Genomic DNA, 21,233 nt, shown 5'->3' with positions numbered 1-21,233 from the left:
AGCTAAGGGGTGTTGGTGCGGCTTAGAAGAAGCCGAGCTTGTTCTCGTTGTAGCTGACCAGCAGGTTTTTGGTCTGCTGGTAGTGGTCCAGCATCATCGAGTGGTTTTCCCGTCCGATGCCGGAGGACTTGTAGCCGCCAAACGCGGCCCCCGCCGGGTAGGCGTGGTAGTTGTTGACCCAGACGCGGCCGGCCTGGATCTCGCGGCCGGCACGGTAGGCGACGTTGCCGTTGCGGGACCAGACGCCGGCACCGAGGCCGTAGAGGGTGTCGTTGGCGATCCCCATGGCGTCGTTGTAGTCGCTGAAGCGGGTCACGGACACCACCGGGCCGAAGATCTCCTCCTGGAAGATCCGCATCTTGTTGTGGCCTTCGAAGACGGTCGGCTGGACGTAGTAGCCGCCGGCCAGGTCGCCCTCGAGCTGGGCGCGGGCGCCCCCGGTGAGCACCTTGGCGCCCTCCTGCTTGCCGATGTCGATGTAGGAGAGGATCTTTTCCAGCTGGTCGTTGGAGGCCTGGGCGCCGAGCTGCGTCTCGGTGTCCAGCGGATTGCCCTGGATGATCTTCTCCACCCGGGCCACGGCGTCGGCCATAAAGGAATCGTAGATATCCTCCTGGACCAGGGCACGGGACGGGCAGGTGCAGACCTCGCCCTGGTTGAAGGCGAAGAGCGTGAAGCCCTCCTGCGCCTTGTCGTAGAACGCGTCATTGGAGTCGGCAACGTCGTTGAAGAAGATGTTGGGGCTCTTGCCGCCCAGCTCGAGCGTGACCGGGATCAGGTTCTGGCTGGCGTACTGGCTGATCAGCCGTCCGGTGGACGTTTCGCCGGTGAACGCGATCTTGCGGATCCGCGGGCTGGAAGCCAGCGGCTTGCCGGCCTCGACGCCGAAGCCGTTGACCACGTTCAGGACGCCGGCCGGCAGCAGGTCGCCGATGAGTTCCATCAGGACCAGGATTGAGGACGGCGTCTGCTCGGCCGGCTTCAGGACGACGGCGTTGCCGGCGGCGAGGGCCGGGGCGAGCTTCCAGACGGCCATCAGGATCGGGAAGTTCCAGGGGATGATCTGGCCGACGACGCCGAGCGGTTCGTGGTAGTGGTAGGCGGTGGTGTCGTCGTCGAGCTGGGACAGCCGGCCTTCCTGGGCGCGGACCGCACTGGCGAAGTAGCGGAAGTGGTCGGCGGCCAGCGGGATGTCGGCGTTGAGCGTTTCGCGGATCGGCTTGCCGTTGTCCCACGATTCGGCGACGGCCAGCATCTCGAGGTTTTCGTCGATCCGGTCGGCGATCTTGTTCAGGATCGCGGCCCGCTCGGCGACGGAGGTCTTGCCCCAGGACGGTGCAATCTTGTGGGCCGCGTCGAGCGCAAGCTCAATATCCTCGGCGGTTCCGCGGGCGACCTCACAGAAGACCTTACCGGTGACGGGGGTGATGTTCTCGAAGTACTGGCCCTTGACCGGGGCGACCCATTCGCCGCCGATCCAGTTCTCGTAGCGGTCCTTGAAGGTGACCTTCGAGCCCTCGGTGCCGGGCTGTGCGTAAACAGTCATTGCTAGCTCCTTTGCTGTGCAAGATGGCGGCCAGATGTTGGCGGCAGCCGTTGCACCCAGCGTAGGAGCCGGAAGGTTGCAGTCAGGTTGCAAGCGGTGTGGGCCGGATCACTCCGGCGGGAACTGTGTCCTCAGGCGCTGAGTTCGGAGTCGAGCCGTTCCAGGTCGGCGACGACGGCGGCCCGCTTGGGCGAGCGGGGCGGCAGCAGCTTCAGCGCGGCGATCCGGACGTCGACGTCGTCCTTCGCCTCGGGCAGTTCCGCGTACTTCAGCAGCGACTCGGCGCTGCCGTCCGTCAGCAGGGCCTCGCGCAGCAGCGAGCCGACCCTGCTGCGGAGCTCCACGATGCCGGGGGCTTCCGAACGGGGCAGCACGGCACCGCGGTAGATTTCCAGGGCGATCCGGTGGGCTCCGCGCTGCAGGCAGCTGAGGACCTGGCCCGCATCCGGGACAAGGTCCATCGGCAGCCGGTAGGGGCGGGATGTCGGCACCGCCTCCGGGTTGAGCTGTTGCAGGATCTTCCGCAGGCGCACCATCTCGGCCCGCAGCGTCATGGTCGACGCCTCCCCGGCGTACAGCAGCGAGCAGAGTTCCTCTGCGTTCAGCCCTTCCGGGTGGGTGCTGAGCAGGGCCAGGATTTCGCTGTGCCGGGCGGACAGGGCCACGGTGCGGCCCTCGATGCTGAGCAGGGCCTGGTCCCGGCCCAGGAGCTGGAGGCTGTTCCGGTAGAGGCTGCCGGCGCCGTCCTGGCCGGACCTGGCAGCGGACGCGTGGCTCCGGCGCCGCGCCGGCGAGGTTTGAGCGGCGGCGGCCAGCTGCAGCCGTTCCACGCGCAGCTGGGCCTGGGCCGCGGCGACGGTGGCTTCCACGAGGGAGAGGGTGTGCGGGGCCACCGCCGACTCCGTGCCGGTAATGTCCACAACGCCGAGCAGGGCGCCGGAATCGGGATCATGGAACGGCACGGCCGTGCAGCTCCAGGGATGGACCGAGCGCTTGTAGTGTTCCGCGCCGGCGATCTGGATGCCGCGGCCCAGGGCGAGGGCCGTGCCAGGGGCGCTCGTGCCCACCGTGGCCTCGGACCAGTCTGCACCGGGAACAAACATCATGCCTTCGGCCCGGCGCTGCATGTCGGCGTCGCCTTCCACCCAGAGCAGCCGGCCCAGCTCGTCACCCACGGCCACCAGCATCCCGCTGTCATGGCTCGGGAGGACCAGGAGCTTGTGGATCACCGGCATGATCGCGGCCAGCGGATGCTGCCGCCGGTATTCTTCGAGTTCCTCGCGGTCCATCGCCAGCGGGGCCTCGGGATGGTCCGGATTGGCGTGCAACTGCGCGGAGCGCCGCCAGGACTCCTGGATCAGGCTGCTCAGCCCCGGAAGCCCATGCGGCCCGGGGAACGTCAGGCCCTCCGCGTCCAGCTCCTCGTGGGCCGCGCTGGCATACTTCTGGCGCAGCTCCGCGGGGTAACCATTGGGGGCTGCCGGATGGATCAGATTCCTCATTGAACTCCCACCGGATGGGCGCGACGGCGTGCCGGAGGCAGCCATGTCCGGTCCAGTCTAGTTCCGTCCGGGGCGTTTGGAAATGGATCGGGGACCCTCACGTCGCGACGCCCGGAGGAAGGACGTAGCTCCGCACCTCGCCGACGGGCCGGATCTCCGGACGGGCAGGCCGGCCTCCGCCACGAGTTCATGGAACTGCCTGCTGCTGCTGAACCGGTCAAAGACCTCGGCACTGGGGCAGGTATCCAGGACGGTCATGGCGGGAGACGTTGCCTGCGAGCCAGCGCGAACCCTCGGAGAACGGCGTCCCGTCGATCTCCAGCGCGAGGTCCTTGACGAGGAACGGCACGCCTGCGAACGGTTCTCCCCCGGACGGGGCCCCGTCCGGGGACCCGGGTTTCGGGGCCTTGCCGTCCAACTCCACGATGACGGCGTTCAGGGCGCCGGGCGGGGCTACGGGGCGTTGAGTGACTATGGGCTCGGGCCTAGCCTTTGGATGAGTCCCGGGAGATCTCCACCATGTCCTCACGGGGCACCACCTTGATGCGTTCCCGCACGACGCCGTTGGCGTCGTCCTGCGCCGTCCATTCCTCGCCGAGGGCCAGCTCATGCGCATCGAGCTTGATCCAGCCTTCCCAGGTGGTGTACTCGATCCCGCGCTCCTCCAGCAGCCCGATGATCGCCTGCGGATCCGGATTCGCGGCCGGCGGGAGGCTCAGCCGGTCCTCCAGCAGGAAGCCGATCGTCTCCAGGGCATCACCCTTGGTGTGGCCGATCAGCCCCACCGGGCCGCGCTTGATCCAGCCCGTGGCATAGATGCCGGGGACCGGCTTGCCCTCGGCGTCGAGCACCCGGCCGCCCTCATTGGGGATGACGCCGCGGCGGCCATCGTATTCCAGCTCGTCCAGCGGTGAGCCGTGGTAGCCGATGGCCCGGTAGACGGCCTGCACCGGGTAGTCCAGGAACTCCCCCGTGCCCTTGACATTGCCGGTGCCGTCCAGTTGCATCCGCTCGAACTTGATGCCGGCGACCTTGCCGGAACCGGCGGTGTTGCCCTCGGCGTCGTGAATCTCGACGGGGCTGTGCAGGAAGTGCAGGTGCAGCCGGCGGGAGGACGGCTCCTCGGCCTCGGCGTGTTCCTCCACGAGCCAGTTGGTGAGGGTGTTGACCATGGTCTTGATCTGGTTGTTGCTGCGGATCGCCTCGTCCGAGGCCTCGTCGAACTCGAAGTCCTCCGGGTACAGGACGATGTCCACGTCCCTGGCATGGGACAGTTCGCGCAGCTCCAGCGGGGTGAACTTCACCTGGGCCGGGCCGCGGCGGCCGAACACGTGCACATCCGTGACCGGGGAATCCTTGAGCGCCCGGTAGACGTTGTCCGGAATTTCCGTGACGAGCAGCTCGTCGGCGTGCTTGACCAGCATGCGGGCCACGTCCAGTGCCACATTGCCGTTGCCGATCACCGCGATTTCCTTGGCGTCCAGCGGCCACTCGCGCGCAACGTCAGGGTGCCCGTCATACCAGGAGACGAAGTCAGCCCCGCCGAAGGATCCTTCGAGGCCGATCCCCGGAATGTCCAGGTCCGCGTCCTTGATGGCACCGGTGGAGAAGATCACGGCGTCGTAGAAGGCGCGGAAATCATGCAGGCTCAGGTCCCTGCCGTAGGTGACGTTGCCCAGGAAGCGGATGTCGCCGCGGTCCAGGACCTTGTGCAGGGCGTTCACGATGCCCTTGATCCGGGGGTGGTCGGGGGCCACGCCGTAGCGGATCAGCCCGTACGGGGCCGGGTACGCCTCGAAGAGGTCGATGCTGACCTCGAAATCCCCGTCCTTGACCTCGCTGGACTTGGTCAGGATGTCCGCGGCGTAAACGCCCGCCGGTCCGGCGCCGACAATCGCAACACGGAGGGGACGTCTGGACGTGGATTCGGCCGAGTTGGACACCGGGAGCCCTTCTGGAACGAGGAAATGCGCGGGACAGGTTGCGCACAGTGTCCCATTGTAAATGTCCGGGCCATATACCGGGCCATAGATGGGTGCAGGAATAGTGGCCTCAGGGGTGGTGTTATTGATCTTGTGCGTAAACCCGATGGTTCCCTCTCCCCCGCCCCGCCGCCCACGGTAACCGCGGGAAGTCCCTCGTCCCGGCCCCCGGCTGCGCTCAAGGCCGTTGACAAGGACACGACGGCGGGGATCCTGTTCGGCATCGGGGCCTACGGGCTGTGGGGGCTGCTCCCGCTGTACTTCTTTGTGCTGGCACCGGCCGGCGCCGTCGAGATTGTGGCCAACCGGGTGGTCTGGTCCCTGCTGTTCTGCGTCCTGCTGATCACCATCACCCGCTCCTGGCGGGTGCTCGGCGCCGCGTTCCGGAACCGCACGGTGATCGTCCCGCTCTCCGTCGCGGCCGGATTGATCGCGGTGAACTGGCTGACGTACACCTACGGCGTGACCACCGGCCAGGCCGTGGAAGCCTCGCTGGGCTACTTCATCAACCCGCTGGTCTCGGTGCTGCTGGGCGTCTTCGTCCTGAAGGAGAAGCTGCGGCCGCTGCAGTGGGCCGCCGTCGGAATCGGTTTCATTGCCGTGGGCGTCCTGACCGTCTCCTACGGCAAACTCCCCTGGATTGCCCTGACCCTCGCGCTGAGCTTCGGACTGTACGGCTTCGTCAAGAAGCGCGTCGGCCCCCGCGCGGACGCGGCCACGAGCCTCTCGGTCGAGACGATCGTGCTCGCACCGCTGGCTGCGGCCACCATGATCTTCCTCGGAGCCAGCGGAACAGCCACGCTGGGCGCCAACGGCGCCGGGCACTTCTGGCTGCTGGCGGCGTCCGGCGTCATCACCGCCGTGCCGCTGCTGTTCTTTGGCGCCTCGGCGCGCCGGCTGCCGATGACGACGATCGGCCTGCTGCAGTACGTCGCCCCTGTACTGCAGTTCATTGTGGCGCTGGCCGTGTTCAAGGAAAGCATGACGACAGACCGCTGGATCGGCTTCGGCGTCGTCTGGCTGGCGCTCCTGTTACTGACGGTGGACATGCTCGCCGCCGCGCGGAAGAATTCGGTCATGCGGAAGCTGGCGCGGGCCGGCGCCGGAACCTGACCGGCCAGGCGGCCGGTGGAATAATGACGTGATCGTTGAACCCTGAGTCGGAAACGAGGAATGCCGGTGCCGGATACGGACGTCAGCTCTGCGGGAGGGCCGGCGGGCGATGCCGGGGGCTGACGATGACCGCCGCCTCGAGGAACTCGTGGACGGCATTGTCATTCTCTCCTCCGGCGATCTCTCCCACCGTTTGCAGCTGTCCCCGGCCAGGGATGGCATCGACGCCGTCAGCACCGGAATCAACCTGCTCGCCGAAGAACTCCAAAGCATGTACGAAAGCCTCGAAGTACGGGTGGCCGAACGCACCGCGCTGCTGGAGGCGGCCAAAGCGGAACTCCGGCGGGTCATCGACACCGACGAACTGACCGGCCTGGCCAGCCGCTCGCTGCTGCGCGAAAAAGTGTTCGACGCCGTGGCCTCGGCCGACGCAGGCAGGCAGCCCGCGCTCATTCTCCTGGACCTGGATTCCTTCCGTTTGGTCAACGACAGCCTGGGCTACGCGGCCGGCGACGCCGTCCTGCGCGAGGCGGCCCTGCGGCTGAAGACGGCAGCGGGAGCGCAGCATGTCATCGCCCGGCTAAGCGGCGACGAGTTCGCCGTCCTGGTGGTGGACCAGGAGCCGGATGCCGTACTGCACCTCGCGTCCCGGCTGAGCGAAGCGCTGAAGGACAGGATCCTTGCCGGCGGCATCGCCCTGTCCGTCACGGCTGCAGGCGGTGTACGGTACGGGGAACCTGGCCTTCGTGGCGATGAACTCCTCCGGGACGCCCACATTGCCATGCACGAGGCAAAGAAGCGCGGCCGGGACAACATCCTGGTCTTTTCCAGCGCCATGCACGAGGCTGCCAAACAGCGGGTCCATCTGGTGGCAGAACTCAGGACGGCGCTGGCCTCCGACCAGCTCGAACTGGAATACCAGCCGATCGCGGACCTGCGCACGGGCCGGATCGCCGGGGCCGAGGCCCTGATCCGCTGGCGCCACCCGTCGTTGGGGCTGCTGTCCCCGGATGTGTTCCTGGCCGCCGCCGACGAGGGCGGCCTCACCGTGGAAATCGGCCACTGGGTACTCCGGAACGCCATCGCCCAGACGGGCCGGTGGATGGGCGCCCCCGGGCTTCCCCAGGACTTCAGCACGCACGTCAATCTCGCCCCGGCCGACCTGCACCATCTCGATCTGGCCCCGTACATTCAAGGGCTGCTGCTGCAGCATCGGGTGGCGCCGCGCCAGATCACGATCGAGATCACCGAGACGGCAATCATGAGGGGCGGCCCGGAAGTCGCCGCCACCATGGGCTCGCTCAAGGAATTGGGGGTGCCGATTGACATCGACGACTTCGGTACCGGCTACTCCTCCATCAGCTATCTGCGCGGCCTTCCGGCCAGCCAGGCGAAGATCGACAAGTCACTCATTGACGACCTGGCGACCGACGGCCAGCAGGAACAATTCGTCGCGGCAATCCTGCAGCTGATCCATTCGGCCGGGCTTGGCGCCGTGGCGGAGGGAATCGAACGACGCGAGCAGGCCGAGAAGCTGCGGCAGTTGGACTGCGATTTTGCCCAGGGGTATTACTTCAGCCGGCCGCTGCCGGTACCGGCCATGACGGATCTGCTGGCCCTGCACCGCAGCAGCGCTGCTTGAGATCGTCCCTGCTCCGGCGCCGGTCCGGCCGGCGTCAGTCCGCCGGATAGGTATCCAGGGGCTCGTAGTCACGCGGGACCACGACCATGGGAACGGGAAGGGCACGGAGCATCTTGTTGGCGGTGCTGCCGATGAACAGCTTGTTCTTCTCGGCCAGGCGGGACGAGCCCACGATCATGATCTCCCCCTCATCCCATTCGAGGTCGTCGATCGCTTCCTCGAAGGTCCGGCCGTGCGCGACTTCAACACTGACCTTGTGCCCCGCCGGGAGCCGGTGGGCGGCGGCGGTCAGCACGGTGTTGGCGTGGATGTGGGCGGCGTTGACCGCCTCTCCGCCGTCCCCTTCGGCATCCAGTTCCACGAGGGAGACGAGCCGCAGCGGCACGCCCTGGCGTTTGGCGGCGTCGATGGCCGCGTCGATGGCCGCGTCGGCGCCTACGCGTTGGCCCACGGCGAGGGTCAGGCGTGTGATCGGCTCCGTGCGCCGGTAACCGCGCGGGGCAAGGGCAACCGGGGCCGGGGCGGCGTGCAGCAGGGCGGTGGCCACGCTGCCCACGGTGTGCCGCTTGAACAGTCCGTTGCTGGCGGCGCCAACCACGATCAGTCCGGCCTGGTAGTCCATTGCCGCGTCGATCAGCCCGCCCGCGTGCGAGTCTGCGTGGCGGACGTGGAATCGTGCCTCGACGTCCTTGGGCACGAGGGCAAGGCCTTGCCGTTCGGCGCTGAGCAGTTCCTGCTCCGCGGCGCTCAGGGGTCTTGCCTCCTGATCCGAAGCCACCGGGTTCAAAGCAACGTAGGGCGCGTGACGGTCCACCACGTAGACCAGGTCAAGGTGTGCGTGCTGGGCGCGGGCCAAGGCGGACGCCAGTGCGACCGCGTCGGCGCCGCACTCGTTCGTTGTGTAGCCAACTACGTATCGCATCTACGAACCTCTTATGGGTCTGGGCAGATCCCGGCGTTGCTCCGGAGGTTCCGGGCGACGACGGCCGGTCTGCGTTCCTGCAGTGGTAGGAAGACTCTAACCCAGCGCGGCCTTGAATAGTTCGTGACTTTTGGCCCTGAGCTGGGCAGTCTTCCCCGTTTAGGCTGGGACCGTCGAGGGGAGCTCATCATGGGCGCGGTCACCAGCCAAAAAACCAGCCAAAAAACCGGCCGCAACGCCTGCCGGAGCATCGGGACACGGACCACCGGGTTGGGGTTGCTCACGGCGCTGCTCCTCACGGGCTGCATTCCATCCACCCCGCAGCCCGGTTCGAGCAGCCAGGCCACGGCTCCGGGCTCCGCTTCGGCAACGTCCACGTCGTCTGCAACGCCGGCTGCCACGGTGCCCGCGGATTCGGACGAGACGGCACCCCCGCTGTCAGGCGACACGGTGATTTCCTCCACGATCACCCACGACTGGTCCTGGCCGGGGCAGGGCACACCGTTCCGGACGGCGCACCAGAACCCGGTGCCGATCGCTCCCCCGCCGTCCACTCCCCTGCCGGCGCTCTACACCATCGGGGCGGGCCGGCACCCCTCCGACAGCCCACCCTATGACCAGCTCAGCTTCCGGTTCGTCGGCGGCTTCCCCAGCTACGACGTCGAGTTCGTCCCCGAACTTCTCGCCGACGGCAGCGGGCTGCCCGTTCCGCTGCCCGGCAGCGGAAGCATCCTGAAAGTGGCGTTCCACGGCGCCCAGGCCCACACGGCCGACGGCATGGCAAGCTCCATCAAGAGCTCGCCCGCGGCGTCGATCGGCTACCCGGCCCTCACGGGCTACGCCCCGGCCGGCGACTTCGAGGGTGTGCTCACCTTCGGGATCGGCGTCGGCCGTCCGATGGGCAGCGTTCCGCAGACGAAGGTGCGCGTGTACGAGGTCGAGAAGATCGAGCAGGGCCAGCACCTGTACGTCGTCGCGGTCCAGCTCGACAGCACAGCGTGGAAGTAGGCCCTCAGGCGTTGGCCTTGACGGCCGCGGCGAGGACCTCGAGGCCATCCAGCAGCAGCTCGTCGCTGATCACCAGCGGCGGCAGCAGCCGGATGACATTGCCGTAGGTGCCGCAGGTCAGGATGATGACGCCCTCCTTGAGGCAGGCGGCGGCGACGGCCTTGGTCAGCTCGGGGTTGGGTTCCTTCGAGCCGGCCTTGACCAGTTCGATGGCGAGCATGGCACCGCGGCCGCGGACATCCCCCACCTCGGGGGCGTCGGCAGCGAGTTCGCGCAGCTTCTCAAGGGCGATGTCCCCGAGGTGCCGGGCGCGGGCGTTGAGCTCGTACTGTTCCATCGAGCCGATGGCGGCCAGGGCCGCGGCACAGGCAACCGGGTTGCCGCCGTAGGTGCCGCCGAGGCCGCCCGGGTGGACGGCGTCGAGCAGTTCGGCGCGGCCGGTGATGGCGGAGAGCGGCATGCCGCCGGCGATCCCCTTGGCCATCGTGATGATGTCCGGGACAACGCCCTCGTGGTTCACGGCGAACCATTCACCCGTGCGGCAGAACCCGGACTGGACTTCATCGGCGATGAAGACGATGCCCTTGTCCTTGGCCCAGGCGGCAAGCGCCGGCAGGAAGCCCTGGGCCGGGACGATGAAGCCGCCCTCGCCCTGGATCGGTTCGATGATGATCGCGGCAACCTGATCGCCGCCGATCTGCTTTTCGATCATGCTGATGGCACGGCTGGCGGCCTCGGCACCGGTGATCTGCGGGTTTTCCTCACGGAAGGGGTAGCTCATCGGCATGCGGTAGACCTCGGGCGCGAACGGGCCGAAATTGGTCTTGTATGGCATCGCCTTGGCGGTCAGCGCCATGGTCAGGTTGGTGCGGCCGTGGTAGGCGTGGTCAAAGGCGACGACGGCGTCGCGGCCGGTGGCCAGGCGTGCCACCTTGACGGCATTTTCCACCGCCTCGGCGCCGGAGTTGAAGAGCACCGTGCGCTTCTCGTGGTCACCCGGGGTGAGGCGGTTCAGCTGCTCGGCGACGGCGACGTAGCCTTCGTAGGGCGTGACCATGAAGCAGGTGTGCGTGAAGTGCTCCACGGCTTCCTTCACGGCGCCGACGACGGCCGGGTCTGAGGCGCCGACGCTCGTCACGGCGATGCCTGAGCCGAGGTCGATGAAGGAGTTGCCGTCGACGTCCTGGATGATGCCGCCGTCGGCGTCGGCGACGAACACCGGGACGCTGGAGGCAACGCCGGAGGCGACCACGGCCTTGCGGCGTTCGGTCAGGGCGAGGGACTTGGGGCCCGGGAAGTCGGCCTGGACCCGGCGCTTCTGCTCAAGCCGGTAAACGATGTCATTTGCGGTGGTGGTCATGGGAAAGCCTTTCTAAGCGTGAAGTGGACGGCGAAGCCAGGTCAGGCGGCAGCGTTATGCGGCAGCGCCATGCATCTGCGTCAGGCGTCCAGCGCACTCATAACGTGCTTGATGCGGGTGTAGTCCTCGACGCCGTACATGGACAGGTCCTTGCCGTAGCCGGACTGTTTGAAGCCTCCGTGCGGCATTTCGGCGGTGAGCAGGATGTGGGTGTTGATCCAGACGGCCCCGAAGTCCAGGTCGCGGCTCAGGCGCATGGCGGTGCCGTGGTTGGAGGTCCAGACGCTGGAGGCGAGGGCGTAGTCGACGTCGTTCGCCATCTCCACTGCCTCTTCCTCGGTGCTGAACTTCTGCACCGTGATGACCGGGCCGAAGGCTTCCTTCTGCACGATGTCGTCGCTCTGTTTGGCTCCGGTGACGATCGTGGGCTCGAAGAAGAAGCCCTTGTCGCCGGCCTGGTGGCCGCCGGTCTCGATCCTGCAGTTCTCCGGGAGGGACTCCACCAGGGCCTTGACCGTGTTGAAGTGGTTGACGTTGTTCAGCGGGCCGAAATAGTTGTCCTCGTCATTCTGCGAGCCGGTGCGGAGGGTCTTGGTGTGTTCCACGAGGGCCGCCACGAGATCGTCGTAGGCGGAGTCCTGGACCAGCACACGGGCGATGGCGGTGCAGTCCTGGCCGGCGTTGAAGAAGGCGAATTCGGCGATGGCCGCTGCGCTCTTCTTGATGTCGGCGTCGGCAAAAACGACCGCCGGGGCCTTGCCGCCGAGCTCCAGGTGGGCGCGCTTGAGGCCCTTCGCCGCTCCCGAGGCGACGGCGATGCCGGCCCGGACGGAGCCGGTGATGGAGACCAGGCCGGGGACCTTGTGTTCCACCATCAGGGCGCCGGTCTCGCCGGTGCCGAGCACGACGTTCAGCACGCCGGCCGGGAAGATCTCCCCGGCGAGGCGGGCCAGGACGAGGGTGGATTCCGGGGTGGTATCCGAAGGCTTGAGCACCACGGTGTTGCCGGCGGCGAGCGCGGGGCCGATCTTCCAGATCGCCATCAGGAAGGGGTAGTTCCACGGCGCGACCTGGGCGACGACGCCGATCGGTTCGCGCCGCACGTAGGAGGTGTGGCCTTCGAAGTACTCGCCGGCGGACTTGCCCTCCATGATGCGGGCGGCCCCGGCGAAGAAACGCAGCTGGTCGGCCCCGGCGGCGACTTCCTCGGAGGCGATCAGCGAGCGGACCTGGCCGGTGTTGCGGTGCTGCGCCTCGACGAGCTCCTCGCTGTGCGCCTCGACGGCGTCGGCGAGCTTGAGCAGCATCAGCTGCCGCTGCCCCGGCGTCGTGTGCTTCCAGCTCCTGAAGGCGTCCTTGGCGGCGGCCATGGCGGCGTCGACGTCGGCCAGCACCGAGACGGGTGACTTCGCCACCACGTCACCGTTCGTGGGATTGACGATGTCCAGCATTCGGGTGCCGGCCGGCGTGACAAACTCGCCGTTGATGAAGTTCTGCAAGGTTTGAACCACGGTGTACAACCTCTTTCGCGCTGGGGGCCCAACTGGACTGCTCCGAGCCTATTCCAGCGGCCAGCCCCAGGGAATAGGCACCTGCACACCGTTGCCGTCATTCTTTAGTGCGCTTGACCAGCGTCCGGCTATCCTGAATCCATGCCCATTTCACTCGCCGCCCTGCTGGGGGTCCCCTCCCTCAAGCTCACCAAGGCCGGCCTCGCCGAGACCACCTGGCACCAGGACATCCTGTGGGTCGCCGTCGCCGAGCAGGAGGACCCGCAGCGCTTCCTGAACGGCGGGGAACTGGTCCTCACCACGGGCATGCGGCTCAGGAGCGCCCCGGAACAGCGCCGCTTTGTCCGCCAGGTCCAGCGGGCCGGCGCCGTAGGGATCGGCTTCGGGACCGGGCTGACGCACGACGCTGTGCCGCCGGCCCTGGTGGCCGAGGCCAACCGCTGGGGCCTGCCGATCGTGGAGGTGCCCTACGAGACCCCCTTCATCGCCATCAGCAAGCTCGTGGCGGACGCCCAGGCCGCGGATCACGTCGGCAAGCTCGAACGCCTCATCGCCGGGCACCAGATCCTGGCCCGCGCCCTGCTCACCGGCGGCGGCCTCGCCGAGCTCCTGAAACACCTGGGCTCCATGCTCCGCACCCAGATCGTGCTGACCCAGTTCACCGCCCAGCTTTACAACAGCGTGCCCGGCCATCCTGCCCCCACGGCCCAGGGCTGGGCGTCCTACCCGATCCCCACCGGGCGCCGCGATGCCTGCACACTGTGGGTGCAACAGCCGTTCGAGGACTCCGGGATCGTGGGCTACGCGCAGAACCTGATCAGCGTCGAGCTGAACAACATGGTCAAGCAGCGCCAGGCCCAGCGCGCCCTCGCCGGGCAGGTCCTGGAGGACGTGATCCACGGGACGCTCGAGCCCAGCGAGGCCACCCGGCGGCTCGCGGGCGTCGGCATCAACAGCACCCGCAAGAACGTGGTCCTGCTGGCCGAGTCCGCGGCACACCACAAGCAGCTGGCAACGTCCTCGCTGCCGCAGCCACTGGAGGCGGCGGTGAGTGCCGCCGTCGGGAAGGACCTGATCTGCGTGATCCACGACGACGGCAGCGGCGCGGGCGTCCTCGCCAAGGGCCTCAGCGACCATCTGGCCGAGGCCGGAATCCACGCCACGATCGGCATCGGCGGGGCCTACACGAAGCCCAACGGGCTGCGCTGGAGCTACTTCGAAGCCCGCGACGCGGCCAGCCACGGACTGCCGGTCAACGAACCCGAGCGGCTCAGCCTGACGTCACTGCTGCTGGCCAGCGAGGATGTGCCGCTCGCGGACATGGCCAATGAGTCGCTGAACCCGCTCCGCAGCTTCGACGCCCTGCACGGGGCCGAACTCATGGCCACGCTGGAGAGCTATCTGAACAACAACGGCTCGGTGGCCGCCGTCGCCGAGGACCTCACGCTGCACCGCAACACGGTCCGCTACCGGCTGGCGCAGATCACCGAGCTCACCGGATACGATCCGGCCCAGACCCCGGACCGGGTGCAGCTCTGGCTGGCGCTGGCCGTGCAGCGGCTGGGGACGCGCCACCCGGGCTGACCCTCCGCCGCCCCCTCCGGACCGAAGCAACGCGGGGTCACGTACGGCCCATGCCGGGCCCCGGGATGGGCGCTATCTGACCCCGCGTTGCCGTTCTGTCTCCGTTCTGTCGCCGTTCTGTTGCCATCCAGCGGCGGTCTTGCCGGGAGACATCTGTCACCAAAACGTGCCGATCAAACATCAAACGTCTAACCTTTAGGCATGACAGGCACGACGGCGGCTTCCGCCCACCCCGACTCAGCAGCCCCCTCCGCCCCGCTGCGGATCCGCACGCGCACCGTCGCCGTATTCGGAACGATTGCAATTGTGCTGATCGGCCTCAACCTGCGGGCCGGCATCAGCGGGGCCTCCGCACTGTTCCACGACCTCCAGCAGGTCCTCGGCTACGGAGCCTTTGTCGCCGCCGTCGTCCCATCGATTCCCACGCTCTGTTTCGCGGTTGCCGGGGCCGCCACATCCTGGCTGACCAGGCTTCTCGGCGTCGAAAAGGCGATCCTGCTCTCGCTCGTTATGCTCGCCGGCGGCCTGCTGCTCCGCGGCCTGCCCTCGACCGGCATGCTGGTGGCAGGCACGGTGGTCGGCATGTCCGGGCTGGCAGTGTGCAATGTGGCCATGCCCTCCTTCATCCGCGAGTATTTCGCGGACCGGACGTCGCTGATGACGGGTCTGTACACGATGACGATGACCACCGGAGCCACCGTCACCTCCGTCCTGATCGTGCCGATGGCCCAGCAGCTCGGCTCGCCCTCGGCCGGGCTGGGTTCCATCGGCATCCTGGCCCTCGCCGCCTGCCTGGGCTTCCTGCCGATTGCGCTGCACGCGCACCGCCATGCGCCGGCGGTGAAGGCCACGCATGTGTCACCGTGGCCGCTGCTGCGGACCCGCACCGGGCTCATGATCACCGCCGGCTTCACCCTGCAGGCCCTCCTGGCCTACTCCGTACTGAGCTGGTTTCCGTACATGCTGGCCACGGAAGGAGTCAGCGCCTCCGAAAGCGGCCTCATGTTCGGCCTCATGCAGCTCGTCTCGGTCCCGGCCGGAATGGTGCTGATCGCTATCGGTTCGCGCCCCAGGATGCTGCGCCCCGCGTTCTACCTGGCGTCCGTCGCCACCGTGCTGGGTGTCACCGGCATGCTCCTGCTGCCGGCCAGCATGGCTGCCCTGACCGCGGTTCTCCTCGGCGTCGGGCTTGGCATCTTCCCGCTCATCATGGTGATGATCAGCCGCAGCGGCCGAAACACCACCGAGACCACCGCACTGTCCACGCTCGCCCAGTCGGCGGGTTACCTGCTGGCGACTGTCGGGCCGTTCGGCATGGGCCTGCTGCACAGCGCTACCGGCAACTGGACCCTGCCGCTGGTCCTGCTGCTGGCCGTGGCCGTGGGCCAGGTCGCCGTGGGGCATCTGCTGACGGTCCGGGCGAAGAAGCCGCAGGCCGGCAGCCACCAGGTCCAGGGCCGGCCCGAAGCCCAGCCGCTGGGAGGAGTGCGGCGATGACACTCTCGACTTCACACCGGCCGCCGCTGGTGGAGGAAATCACGGCCAAGCTCCGGGAACTGATCCATTCCGGGGAATGGCCGCTGCAACGGCGCATCCCGGCCGAACCCGAACTGATGGCAGCCCTCGGCGTCTCCCGCGGCACGCTCCGCGAGGCAATCAAGGCGCTGGCGCACAGCGGAATGCTGGAGGTCCGCCGCGGCGACGGGACCTATGTCCGGGCCACGAGCGAGATCTCCGGCGCCGCCCAGCGGATGTACCTGGACCACACCCAGGGGCACATCCTTGAAGTCCGGGTGGGCCTGGATACCCAGGCGGCCCGGCTGGCCGCCCGCCATGCCACGGCCCAGGACATCGCCGCCATGCGCGGGCTGCTCGCCGCACGCCGCACAGCGTGGCTGTCCGAGGACTTTGCCGGCTGGGCCCGCGCCGACTGGGACTTCCACGTGCTGGTGGCCCAGGCATCGGGAAACCCGCTCCTGCATGAGCTGTACCTCAGCTTCGGCGCTGTCTTCCACAACGACCTCCTCCGCCAGCAACGCCGCGGCGGCTTCGACGGCCTCCCCGCCGCAGGCCACGGCCAGCTGGCCGACGCCATCGAGGCACACGACGAGCTTGCCGCCGTCGACAGCGTCAACCGGAACCTGAACTCCTGCGCGGAGTGGATCCAGTACTGACGGCCTTCCGGGGGAACCCGGGGGGGTCCTTGTCTGCGTCCTTGTCGACGCACAGCGTTGGAGCTATCGTTATTTAGCCCCGGCAATGCTTCAGCAGCCCGCTCGTCCAGGGTGGTCCAGGGTTCAGGCCCACAGAGGTAAGCCATGAGTTACATCGCAGTAAGCAGGCGTACAGCCAGACGACTCGAATCGGAAAAAGCCACCAGGCGCCTCGTTGTCATCCTGTGCGTCGCCGCGGCGGCGGCCTGGCTGACCTCGGTGCTGATGGCCGCGTCAATGCACGTCGTCGGCCTCCCCCACACTTATGCACTGATCGCCCACATCCTGGCCATGGTCGTCTCCTTCGGGGCCATCCTCCTGGTGGACTGGCACGGCTTCCTGTGGCTCATCGGCAGGCGCGAGCTGGCCGAGACGATCCGGCTCGACGGGGCCGCCACCCCGCTGATCTGGGGCGGACTGGCCGGCATGCTGGCCAGCGGAATCTTCCTGAATCCGCATCTGACCAGCGCCATGACCGACGTCAAGCTGGCCGCCGTGCTGGTCCTGACCCTCAACGGCATCATGCTCATCCCGCTCATGAGGCGGCTGGCCCATCTGCCGCCGACTGCATCCTTCCTGGACCTCACCCCCGGCCAGAGGTTCCATATGCTCTCCTGCCTGACCATCTCGCAGGTCTGCTGGTGGACGGCCATTGTCATCGGGTTCATCAACGCGGAGTTCTGAATTCCCCGGCCCGCACCGTCATCCCCGGACCGGCACGTCATCCCGGGACCCGCACCGCCATCCCCGGACCGGGCCGCTCCGCGCAGCCCAGCACAGCTCAGCGCAGGGGGACGACCCCGCCTTCGCGGTACAGCAGCGCCCGCAGCTCGGATTCCGCCGAGTCCAGGCGCTTCGGGTCGATGGTCTCGCCGGCCGCGAAGTGGTCCAGCAGACGGGGATCCACGTAGCTCTTCCGGGCGATCGACGGCGTGTTGCCCAGCATCGCGGCCGCATCCTGCATCGCCCGGCTGATGGCGCGTTTCCGGGCCGAGACCTGTCGCTGCGGGCCGCTCTGCGCCAGGCTGACGGCCGCGGCCACGGTGCCGCGCAGGGTGCGGAAATCCTTGGCGGTGAAGTCCTCCCCGGTCCGTTCCTTCACATAGGCGTTGATCTCCGCGCTGGAGACCGGGTACCAGGCCCGGCCGTCCTTATAGGCCAGCAGCCGGGCGTTGCCGCCGCGTCGCTTGAGCAGCCGCACGATGGCGGCCAGGTCGGCGTCGTCGATCCGCGACTCCCAGGTCTTGCCGCTCTTGGCCGGGAAGCTGAGGCGCAGTGCGTCCTTGCGCACCGCCACGTGGGCGCAGAGCAGGGTGGCCAGGCCGTGGCTGCCGTTCTCGTTCGTGTACCGCTCGGAGCCCACGCGCAGGGACCCGCTGTCCAGCATCCTGAACGCGGCGGCCAGCACCCGCTCGCGCGTCAGCCCCTCCGAACGCAGGTCCATCGTGACGAGCCGGCGCGCGGCCGGCAGGGTTTCGGCGAGCCGGAGGGCACGGCTGAACTTCAGCCGGTCCATCCGTTCCCGCCAGCTCGGGTGGTAGATGTACTGGCGCCTCCCGACGGCGTCGAGCCCGGTGGCCTGGATGTGCCCGTTGTCGTAGGGGGCAATCCAGACGTCCGTCCAGGCCGGCGGGATGCCGATGCCCTCCAGCCGGTCCCGGACCGGCCCGGGCGGCAGGGTGGACCCGTCCAGGTCCTTGTAGCTGAACCCGGTCCCGGACGGAACCCGCCGGCAGCCGCGGCCGGACGCGTTGCTGTGACGGAGTTTCATGACGGTAAGCCTACTGACTACAGCCCTGCTTTGCGCCAGGACCCAAGCAACGCGGGGTCACCTACGGCCCATAAACCCCTGTGGGATGGGCGCGGAGTGACCCCGCGTTGCGGTGGGTTGAAGGGGGCGTTGCGGTGGATTGCGGGGGTCAGAGCTGCGCTGCCACGCCGCTGCGGGAAATCCCGACCATGTCCTCGCGCGGCACCACCTTGATGCGTTCGCGGGCGACCTCAACGCCGTGCGAGCCGCCGCCGGCGGTGGCCTTCTCGCCGAGGGCCCGCTCGTGCGCGTCCAGTGCCAGCCAGCCTTCCCAGCTGGTGTACTGCACGCCGCGGGACGCCAGGAGCTCGACGATCGTCTCCGGCGCCGGTGCCGCGGCGGGCGGCAGGTTTTCGCGGTCCTCCAGCAGGTACGTCACGGTTTCCAGGGCGTCGCCCTTGGTGTGCCCGATCAGGCCCACCGGTCCGCGCTTGATCCAGCCGGTGGCGTAGATGCCCGGCACATGGGTGCCGGCGGCGTCCATGACGCGGCCGCCGTCGTTCGGCACAACCCCCTTGCTGTGGTCGAACTCGACCTCGGGCAGCGAGGATCCGAAGTACCCGATCGCGCGGTAGACGGCCTGGACGGGGTAGTCCACCAGTTCGCCGGTGCCGCGGGCGTTGCCCGTGCCGTCCAGTTCGGTGCGCTCGAACCTGATGCCGGCGACGCGGCCGGGGGCGTCGGCGTCGTCGTATACCTCGACCGGGCTGTGCAGGAAGTGCAGGTGCAGGCGGCGTGAGGCCGTCAGCTCGGAGAGGTCCTCGGGCTGTTCGGCGATCCAGTTGGTGAGCGTGCCCACCATGGTCTTGGTCTGGTTGTTGCTCTGGATCTGGCGGTCGGATTCGGCGTCGAACTCGAAGTCCTCGGCGTAGAGGATGATGTCCACGTCCTTGGAGTGGGAGAGTTCGCGCAGCTCGAGCGGGGTGAACTTGACCTGGGCCGGCCCGCGGCGGCCGAAGACGTGGACGTCGGTGACCGGGGAGGCTTTCAGCCCGGCGTAGACGTTGTCCGGGATTTCGGAGACGAGGAGGTCGTCGGCGTGCTTGGAGAGCATGCGCGCCACGTCCAGGGCCACGTTGCCGTTGCCGATCACCGCGACTTCCTTGGCGTCCAGCGGCCAGTCGCGGGACACATCCGGGTGTCCGTCGTACCAGGAGACGAAGTCGGCGCCGCCGTAGGACCCCTCAAGCTCGATGCCCGGGATGTTCAGGTCCGCGTCCTTGATGGCGCCGGTGGCGAAGATGACGGCGTCGTAGTGGGTGCGGAGATCCTCGAGCGAGAGGTCCGTGCCGTAGTCCACGTTGCCGAAGAAACGGATGTCGCCGCGGTCCAGGACCTTGTGCAGGGCGTTGACGATGCCCTTGATGCGCGGGTGGTCGGGGGCGACGCCGTAGCGGATCAGTCCATAGGGTGCCGGGTAGCGGTCGAAGAGGTCGATGCTCACGGTGAGCTCGCCGCTCTTGACGGCCTCGCTCTTGGTCAGGATGTCCGCGGCGTAGACGCCGGCCGGGCCGGAGCCGACGACGGCGACGCGCAGCGGGCGGGCGGCTGTTCCTACGGGGGTGTTTGTTGACACGGCTGTGTTCCTTTTTTCTGTCACGGCCCGACTGACTCGCAGTTGTTGTCGTTATGAGGGCTCATAAGGACAACAACTGCGAGCCAGTTGGGTGGGGGCTACGGGGTCAGGACGCGGGTACTTGCGGTGCGCGGGCTGTTCGGGGAGGTCGTGCTGTAGTCGGCGGTCTTGAAGTGCGACGGCGCGAACGGGCTGACGCGGACGACGTCGCCGATCACGATCACGGCGGGATTCGCGACGCCGAGGGCCTCCGCCTGGTCCGCTATGGTCCCGAGCGTTCCGATGGTCACCCGCTGGTTCGGCAGATAACCATTCTCTACGATGCCAACCGGCGTCGCCGCTGGCAAACCGGCACGGCCCAGGGCGGCCGCGGAATCGCGCAACTGCCCCACGCCCATGAGCAGGATCACGGTGTGGTCCGCCCGGGCCGGGACCTCGGAGAGCTCCTCGTGGCCGGTGACCACGCTGAATCCCTTGGCCAGCCCGCGGTGCGTGACCGGGATGCCGGCGGCGGCGGGGACCGAGATCGCCGAGGTGACGCCGGGCACCACTTCAACATCGACGCCGTGCCGGCGGCAGAATTCCGCTTCCTCGCCTCCCCTGCCCAGGACGTACGGGTCCCCGCCCTTGAGCCGGACCACGCGGTGTCCGGCGAGGGCTTCCTCGACCAGGATCCCATTGATCTCGGACTGCGGCACCGGGTGGTGGCCCGGGGTCTTGCCGACCTCGATCACGCGGACGTCCGGGGCGAGTTCGCGCAGGAGTCCGCGCGGGCCGAGGCGGTCGGCCACCACGACGTCGGCCTGGCCCAGAAGCCGCCGGCCGCGCACGGTGATGAGTCCGGTGTCGCCGGGTCCGCCGCCCACGAGGGCTACACTTCCGGCGGCGGGCCGCCGCCGGCGCAGCGGCAGGTCGCCGGTTTCCAGGGCGGTGGCGACGGCGTCGCGAAGGGCCATCGCGCGGCGCGGGTCTCCCCCGGCGTTCACGGCGATCTGGACGTCGTCGACGACGGCGACGGCGGGCGTCCAGGCGGCGGAGGATTCGTGGTCGGAGGCGTTGACGCACCAGATCCGCTGCGCCTCGGCGTCGGCCGCCACCCGGGTGTCCACCGCGGGATCGCCGGTGGCGGTCTGGATGAACCAGGCGTCGTCGACGTCCGAGGGTCGGTAGCCGCGCGGCTCCCAAGCGAGGAGCCCGGCGTCGGCAAGGTCCTGGAGCGCGGCGGAGGCCACCGGGGCCACCACGGTGACCCGGGCCCCGGCGTCGAGCAGTCCCCTGGCGCGGCGCGTGGCGACCGGCCCGCCGCCGACCACCAGCACGGGTCGGCCGAGGAGGCGCAGTGCCGTGGGGTAAATGTCCTGAATTGCCATGAATCGACGATAGGGCCGCGTCACAGAGCGGAACAACGGTTGGGAAACACCAGTTCACGCAAGGTAACGCCACGTCACATAGTTGTCGCGGGTC

General features: G+C 68.2%; 17 protein-coding genes. 7 read left to right on the top strand and 10 right to left on the bottom strand.

Features of this window, described 5'->3' with window-relative positions; all coding sequences use genetic code 11:
- Nucleotides 1-22: 22 nt before the first annotated feature.
- The 4 genes from E5206_RS06500 to E5206_RS06485 all read right to left on the bottom strand — a co-directional run bounded on the left by E5206_RS06500 (nt 23) and on the right by E5206_RS06485 (nt 4,991).
- On the bottom strand, nt 23-1,546 hold the full coding sequence (locus tag E5206_RS06500; protein ID WP_136321788.1) for an aldehyde dehydrogenase family protein: 1,524 nt from the start codon (nt 1,544-1,546) through the stop codon (nt 23-25).
- Nucleotides 1,547-1,677: 131 nt separating this feature from the next.
- Complete coding sequence (locus E5206_RS06495; RefSeq protein ID WP_136321787.1) at nt 1,678-3,048, bottom strand: GAF domain-containing protein; 1,371 nt, start codon at nt 3,046-3,048, stop codon at nt 1,678-1,680.
- A gap of 217 nt (nt 3,049-3,265) precedes the next feature.
- Nucleotides 3,266-3,472, bottom strand: coding sequence for a hypothetical protein (locus E5206_RS06490; protein WP_136321786.1), 207 nt, complete (start codon nt 3,470-3,472; stop codon nt 3,266-3,268).
- Between the two features lie 61 nt (nt 3,473-3,533).
- The gene (locus E5206_RS06485) at nt 3,534-4,991 is read right to left on the bottom strand and encodes an FAD-dependent oxidoreductase (protein WP_136321785.1); all 1,458 of its coding nucleotides are present in this window, start codon (nt 4,989-4,991) and stop codon (nt 3,534-3,536) included.
- Between the two features lie 132 nt (nt 4,992-5,123).
- Between E5206_RS06485 and rarD the strand changes: the two genes are divergently transcribed.
- Both rarD and E5206_RS06475 read left to right on the top strand, forming a co-directional pair.
- Nucleotides 5,124-6,143, top strand: a complete 1,020-nt coding sequence (rarD, locus tag E5206_RS06480) for an EamA family transporter RarD (RefSeq protein ID WP_136321784.1) — start codon at nt 5,124-5,126, stop codon at nt 6,141-6,143.
- Nucleotides 6,144-6,252: 109 nt separating this feature from the next.
- Nucleotides 6,253-7,785 carry a bifunctional diguanylate cyclase/phosphodiesterase gene (locus tag E5206_RS06475; protein WP_136321783.1) on the top strand — a complete coding sequence of 511 codons (1,533 nt, stop codon included), beginning with the start codon at nt 6,253-6,255 and terminating at the stop codon, nt 7,783-7,785.
- A gap of 34 nt (nt 7,786-7,819) precedes the next feature.
- Here the strand turns inward: E5206_RS06475 and E5206_RS06470 are convergent, their stop codons facing one another.
- Nucleotides 7,820-8,707, bottom strand: coding sequence for a universal stress protein (locus tag E5206_RS06470; protein WP_136321782.1), 888 nt, complete (start codon nt 8,705-8,707; stop codon nt 7,820-7,822).
- A 189-nt stretch (nt 8,708-8,896) separates the two neighbouring features.
- Here E5206_RS06470 and E5206_RS06465 point away from each other — a divergent pair, with 189 nt between their 5' ends.
- A complete protein-coding gene (locus tag E5206_RS06465; protein WP_136321781.1) occupies nt 8,897-9,715 on the top strand; it encodes a hypothetical protein in 819 nt (272 codons plus the stop codon).
- A 4-nt stretch (nt 9,716-9,719) separates the two neighbouring features.
- Here the strand turns inward: E5206_RS06465 and gabT are convergent, their stop codons facing one another.
- On the bottom strand, nt 9,720-11,075 hold the full coding sequence (gabT, locus tag E5206_RS06460; protein WP_136321780.1) for a 4-aminobutyrate--2-oxoglutarate transaminase: 1,356 nt from the start codon (nt 11,073-11,075) through the stop codon (nt 9,720-9,722).
- A gap of 80 nt (nt 11,076-11,155) precedes the next feature.
- Nucleotides 11,156-12,586, bottom strand: a complete 1,431-nt coding sequence (locus E5206_RS06455) for a gamma-aminobutyraldehyde dehydrogenase (RefSeq protein ID WP_136321779.1) — start codon at nt 12,584-12,586, stop codon at nt 11,156-11,158.
- Nucleotides 12,587-12,727: 141 nt separating this feature from the next.
- On the opposite strand from E5206_RS06455, the gene E5206_RS06450 reads away from it, so the two are divergent.
- The 4 genes from E5206_RS06450 (at nt 12,728) to E5206_RS06435 (ending at nt 17,067) form a co-directional block, all read left to right on the top strand.
- Nucleotides 12,728-14,170, top strand: a complete 1,443-nt coding sequence (locus E5206_RS06450; protein WP_136321778.1) for a PucR family transcriptional regulator — start codon at nt 12,728-12,730, stop codon at nt 14,168-14,170.
- A 201-nt stretch (nt 14,171-14,371) separates the two neighbouring features.
- Nucleotides 14,372-15,667: an MFS transporter gene (locus tag E5206_RS06445; protein ID WP_136321777.1), complete on the top strand. Its 1,296-nt coding sequence runs from the start codon at nt 14,372-14,374 to the stop codon at nt 15,665-15,667.
- Nucleotides 15,664-16,344 carry a FadR/GntR family transcriptional regulator gene (locus E5206_RS06440; RefSeq protein WP_136321776.1) on the top strand — a complete coding sequence of 227 codons (681 nt, stop codon included), beginning with the start codon at nt 15,664-15,666 and terminating at the stop codon, nt 16,342-16,344. Before E5206_RS06445 ends, E5206_RS06440 begins: the two co-directional genes overlap by 4 nt.
- 144 nt (nt 16,345-16,488) lie before the next feature.
- Complete coding sequence (locus E5206_RS06435) at nt 16,489-17,067, top strand: hypothetical protein (protein WP_136321775.1); 579 nt, start codon at nt 16,489-16,491, stop codon at nt 17,065-17,067.
- 97 nt (nt 17,068-17,164) lie between these two features.
- Here the strand turns inward: E5206_RS06435 and E5206_RS06430 are convergent, their stop codons facing one another.
- From E5206_RS06430 to cobA, 3 genes are all read right to left on the bottom strand, one after another.
- Entirely contained in the window at nt 17,165-18,154 is a 990-nt protein-coding gene (locus E5206_RS06430) for a DNA topoisomerase IB (RefSeq protein ID WP_136321774.1), read from the bottom strand.
- 148 nt (nt 18,155-18,302) lie between these two features.
- Nucleotides 18,303-19,769, bottom strand: coding sequence for an FAD-dependent oxidoreductase (locus tag E5206_RS06425; protein WP_136321773.1), 1,467 nt, complete (start codon nt 19,767-19,769; stop codon nt 18,303-18,305).
- A gap of 98 nt (nt 19,770-19,867) precedes the next feature.
- On the bottom strand, nt 19,868-21,139 hold the full coding sequence (cobA, locus tag E5206_RS06420; protein WP_136321772.1) for a uroporphyrinogen-III C-methyltransferase: 1,272 nt from the start codon (nt 21,137-21,139) through the stop codon (nt 19,868-19,870).
- Nucleotides 21,140-21,233 lie beyond the last annotated feature (94 nt).

Origin of the sequence: Arthrobacter sp. PAMC25564, from assembly GCF_004798705.1 — a bacterium.
Lineage (GTDB): Bacteria > Actinomycetota > Actinomycetes > Actinomycetales > Micrococcaceae > Arthrobacter.
Note: the sequence above shows the minus strand (reverse complement) of the source record. Positions and strands in the feature narration are given on the sequence as shown.

What these genes read in the sequence shown, in the direction of transcription:
- E5206_RS06470 (WP_136321782.1), bottom strand. Translation starts at nt 8,707, where the DNA reads ATGCGATACGTAGTTGGCTACACAACGAACGAGTGCGGCGCCGACGCG.
- gabT (WP_136321780.1), bottom strand. Translation starts at nt 11,075, where the DNA reads ATGACCACCACCGCAAATGACATCGTTTACCGGCTTGAGCAGAAGCGC.
- E5206_RS06430 (WP_136321774.1), bottom strand. Translation starts at nt 18,154, where the DNA reads ATGAAACTCCGTCACAGCAACGCGTCCGGCCGCGGCTGCCGGCGGGTT.
- E5206_RS06465 (WP_136321781.1), top strand. Translation starts at nt 8,897, where the DNA reads ATGGGCGCGGTCACCAGCCAAAAAACCAGCCAAAAAACCGGCCGCAAC.
- E5206_RS06435 (WP_136321775.1), top strand. Translation starts at nt 16,489, where the DNA reads ATGAGTTACATCGCAGTAAGCAGGCGTACAGCCAGACGACTCGAATCG.
- E5206_RS06450 (WP_136321778.1), top strand. Translation starts at nt 12,728, where the DNA reads ATGCCCATTTCACTCGCCGCCCTGCTGGGGGTCCCCTCCCTCAAGCTC.
- E5206_RS06475 (WP_136321783.1), top strand. Translation starts at nt 6,253, where the DNA reads ATGCCGGGGGCTGACGATGACCGCCGCCTCGAGGAACTCGTGGACGGC.
- E5206_RS06445 (WP_136321777.1), top strand. Translation starts at nt 14,372, where the DNA reads ATGACAGGCACGACGGCGGCTTCCGCCCACCCCGACTCAGCAGCCCCC.
- cobA (WP_136321772.1), bottom strand. Translation starts at nt 21,139, where the DNA reads ATGGCAATTCAGGACATTTACCCCACGGCACTGCGCCTCCTCGGCCGA.
- E5206_RS06495 (WP_136321787.1), bottom strand. Translation starts at nt 3,048, where the DNA reads ATGAGGAATCTGATCCATCCGGCAGCCCCCAATGGTTACCCCGCGGAG.
- E5206_RS06440 (WP_136321776.1), top strand. Translation starts at nt 15,664, where the DNA reads ATGACACTCTCGACTTCACACCGGCCGCCGCTGGTGGAGGAAATCACG.
- E5206_RS06500 (WP_136321788.1), bottom strand. Translation starts at nt 1,546, where the DNA reads ATGACTGTTTACGCACAGCCCGGCACCGAGGGCTCGAAGGTCACCTTC.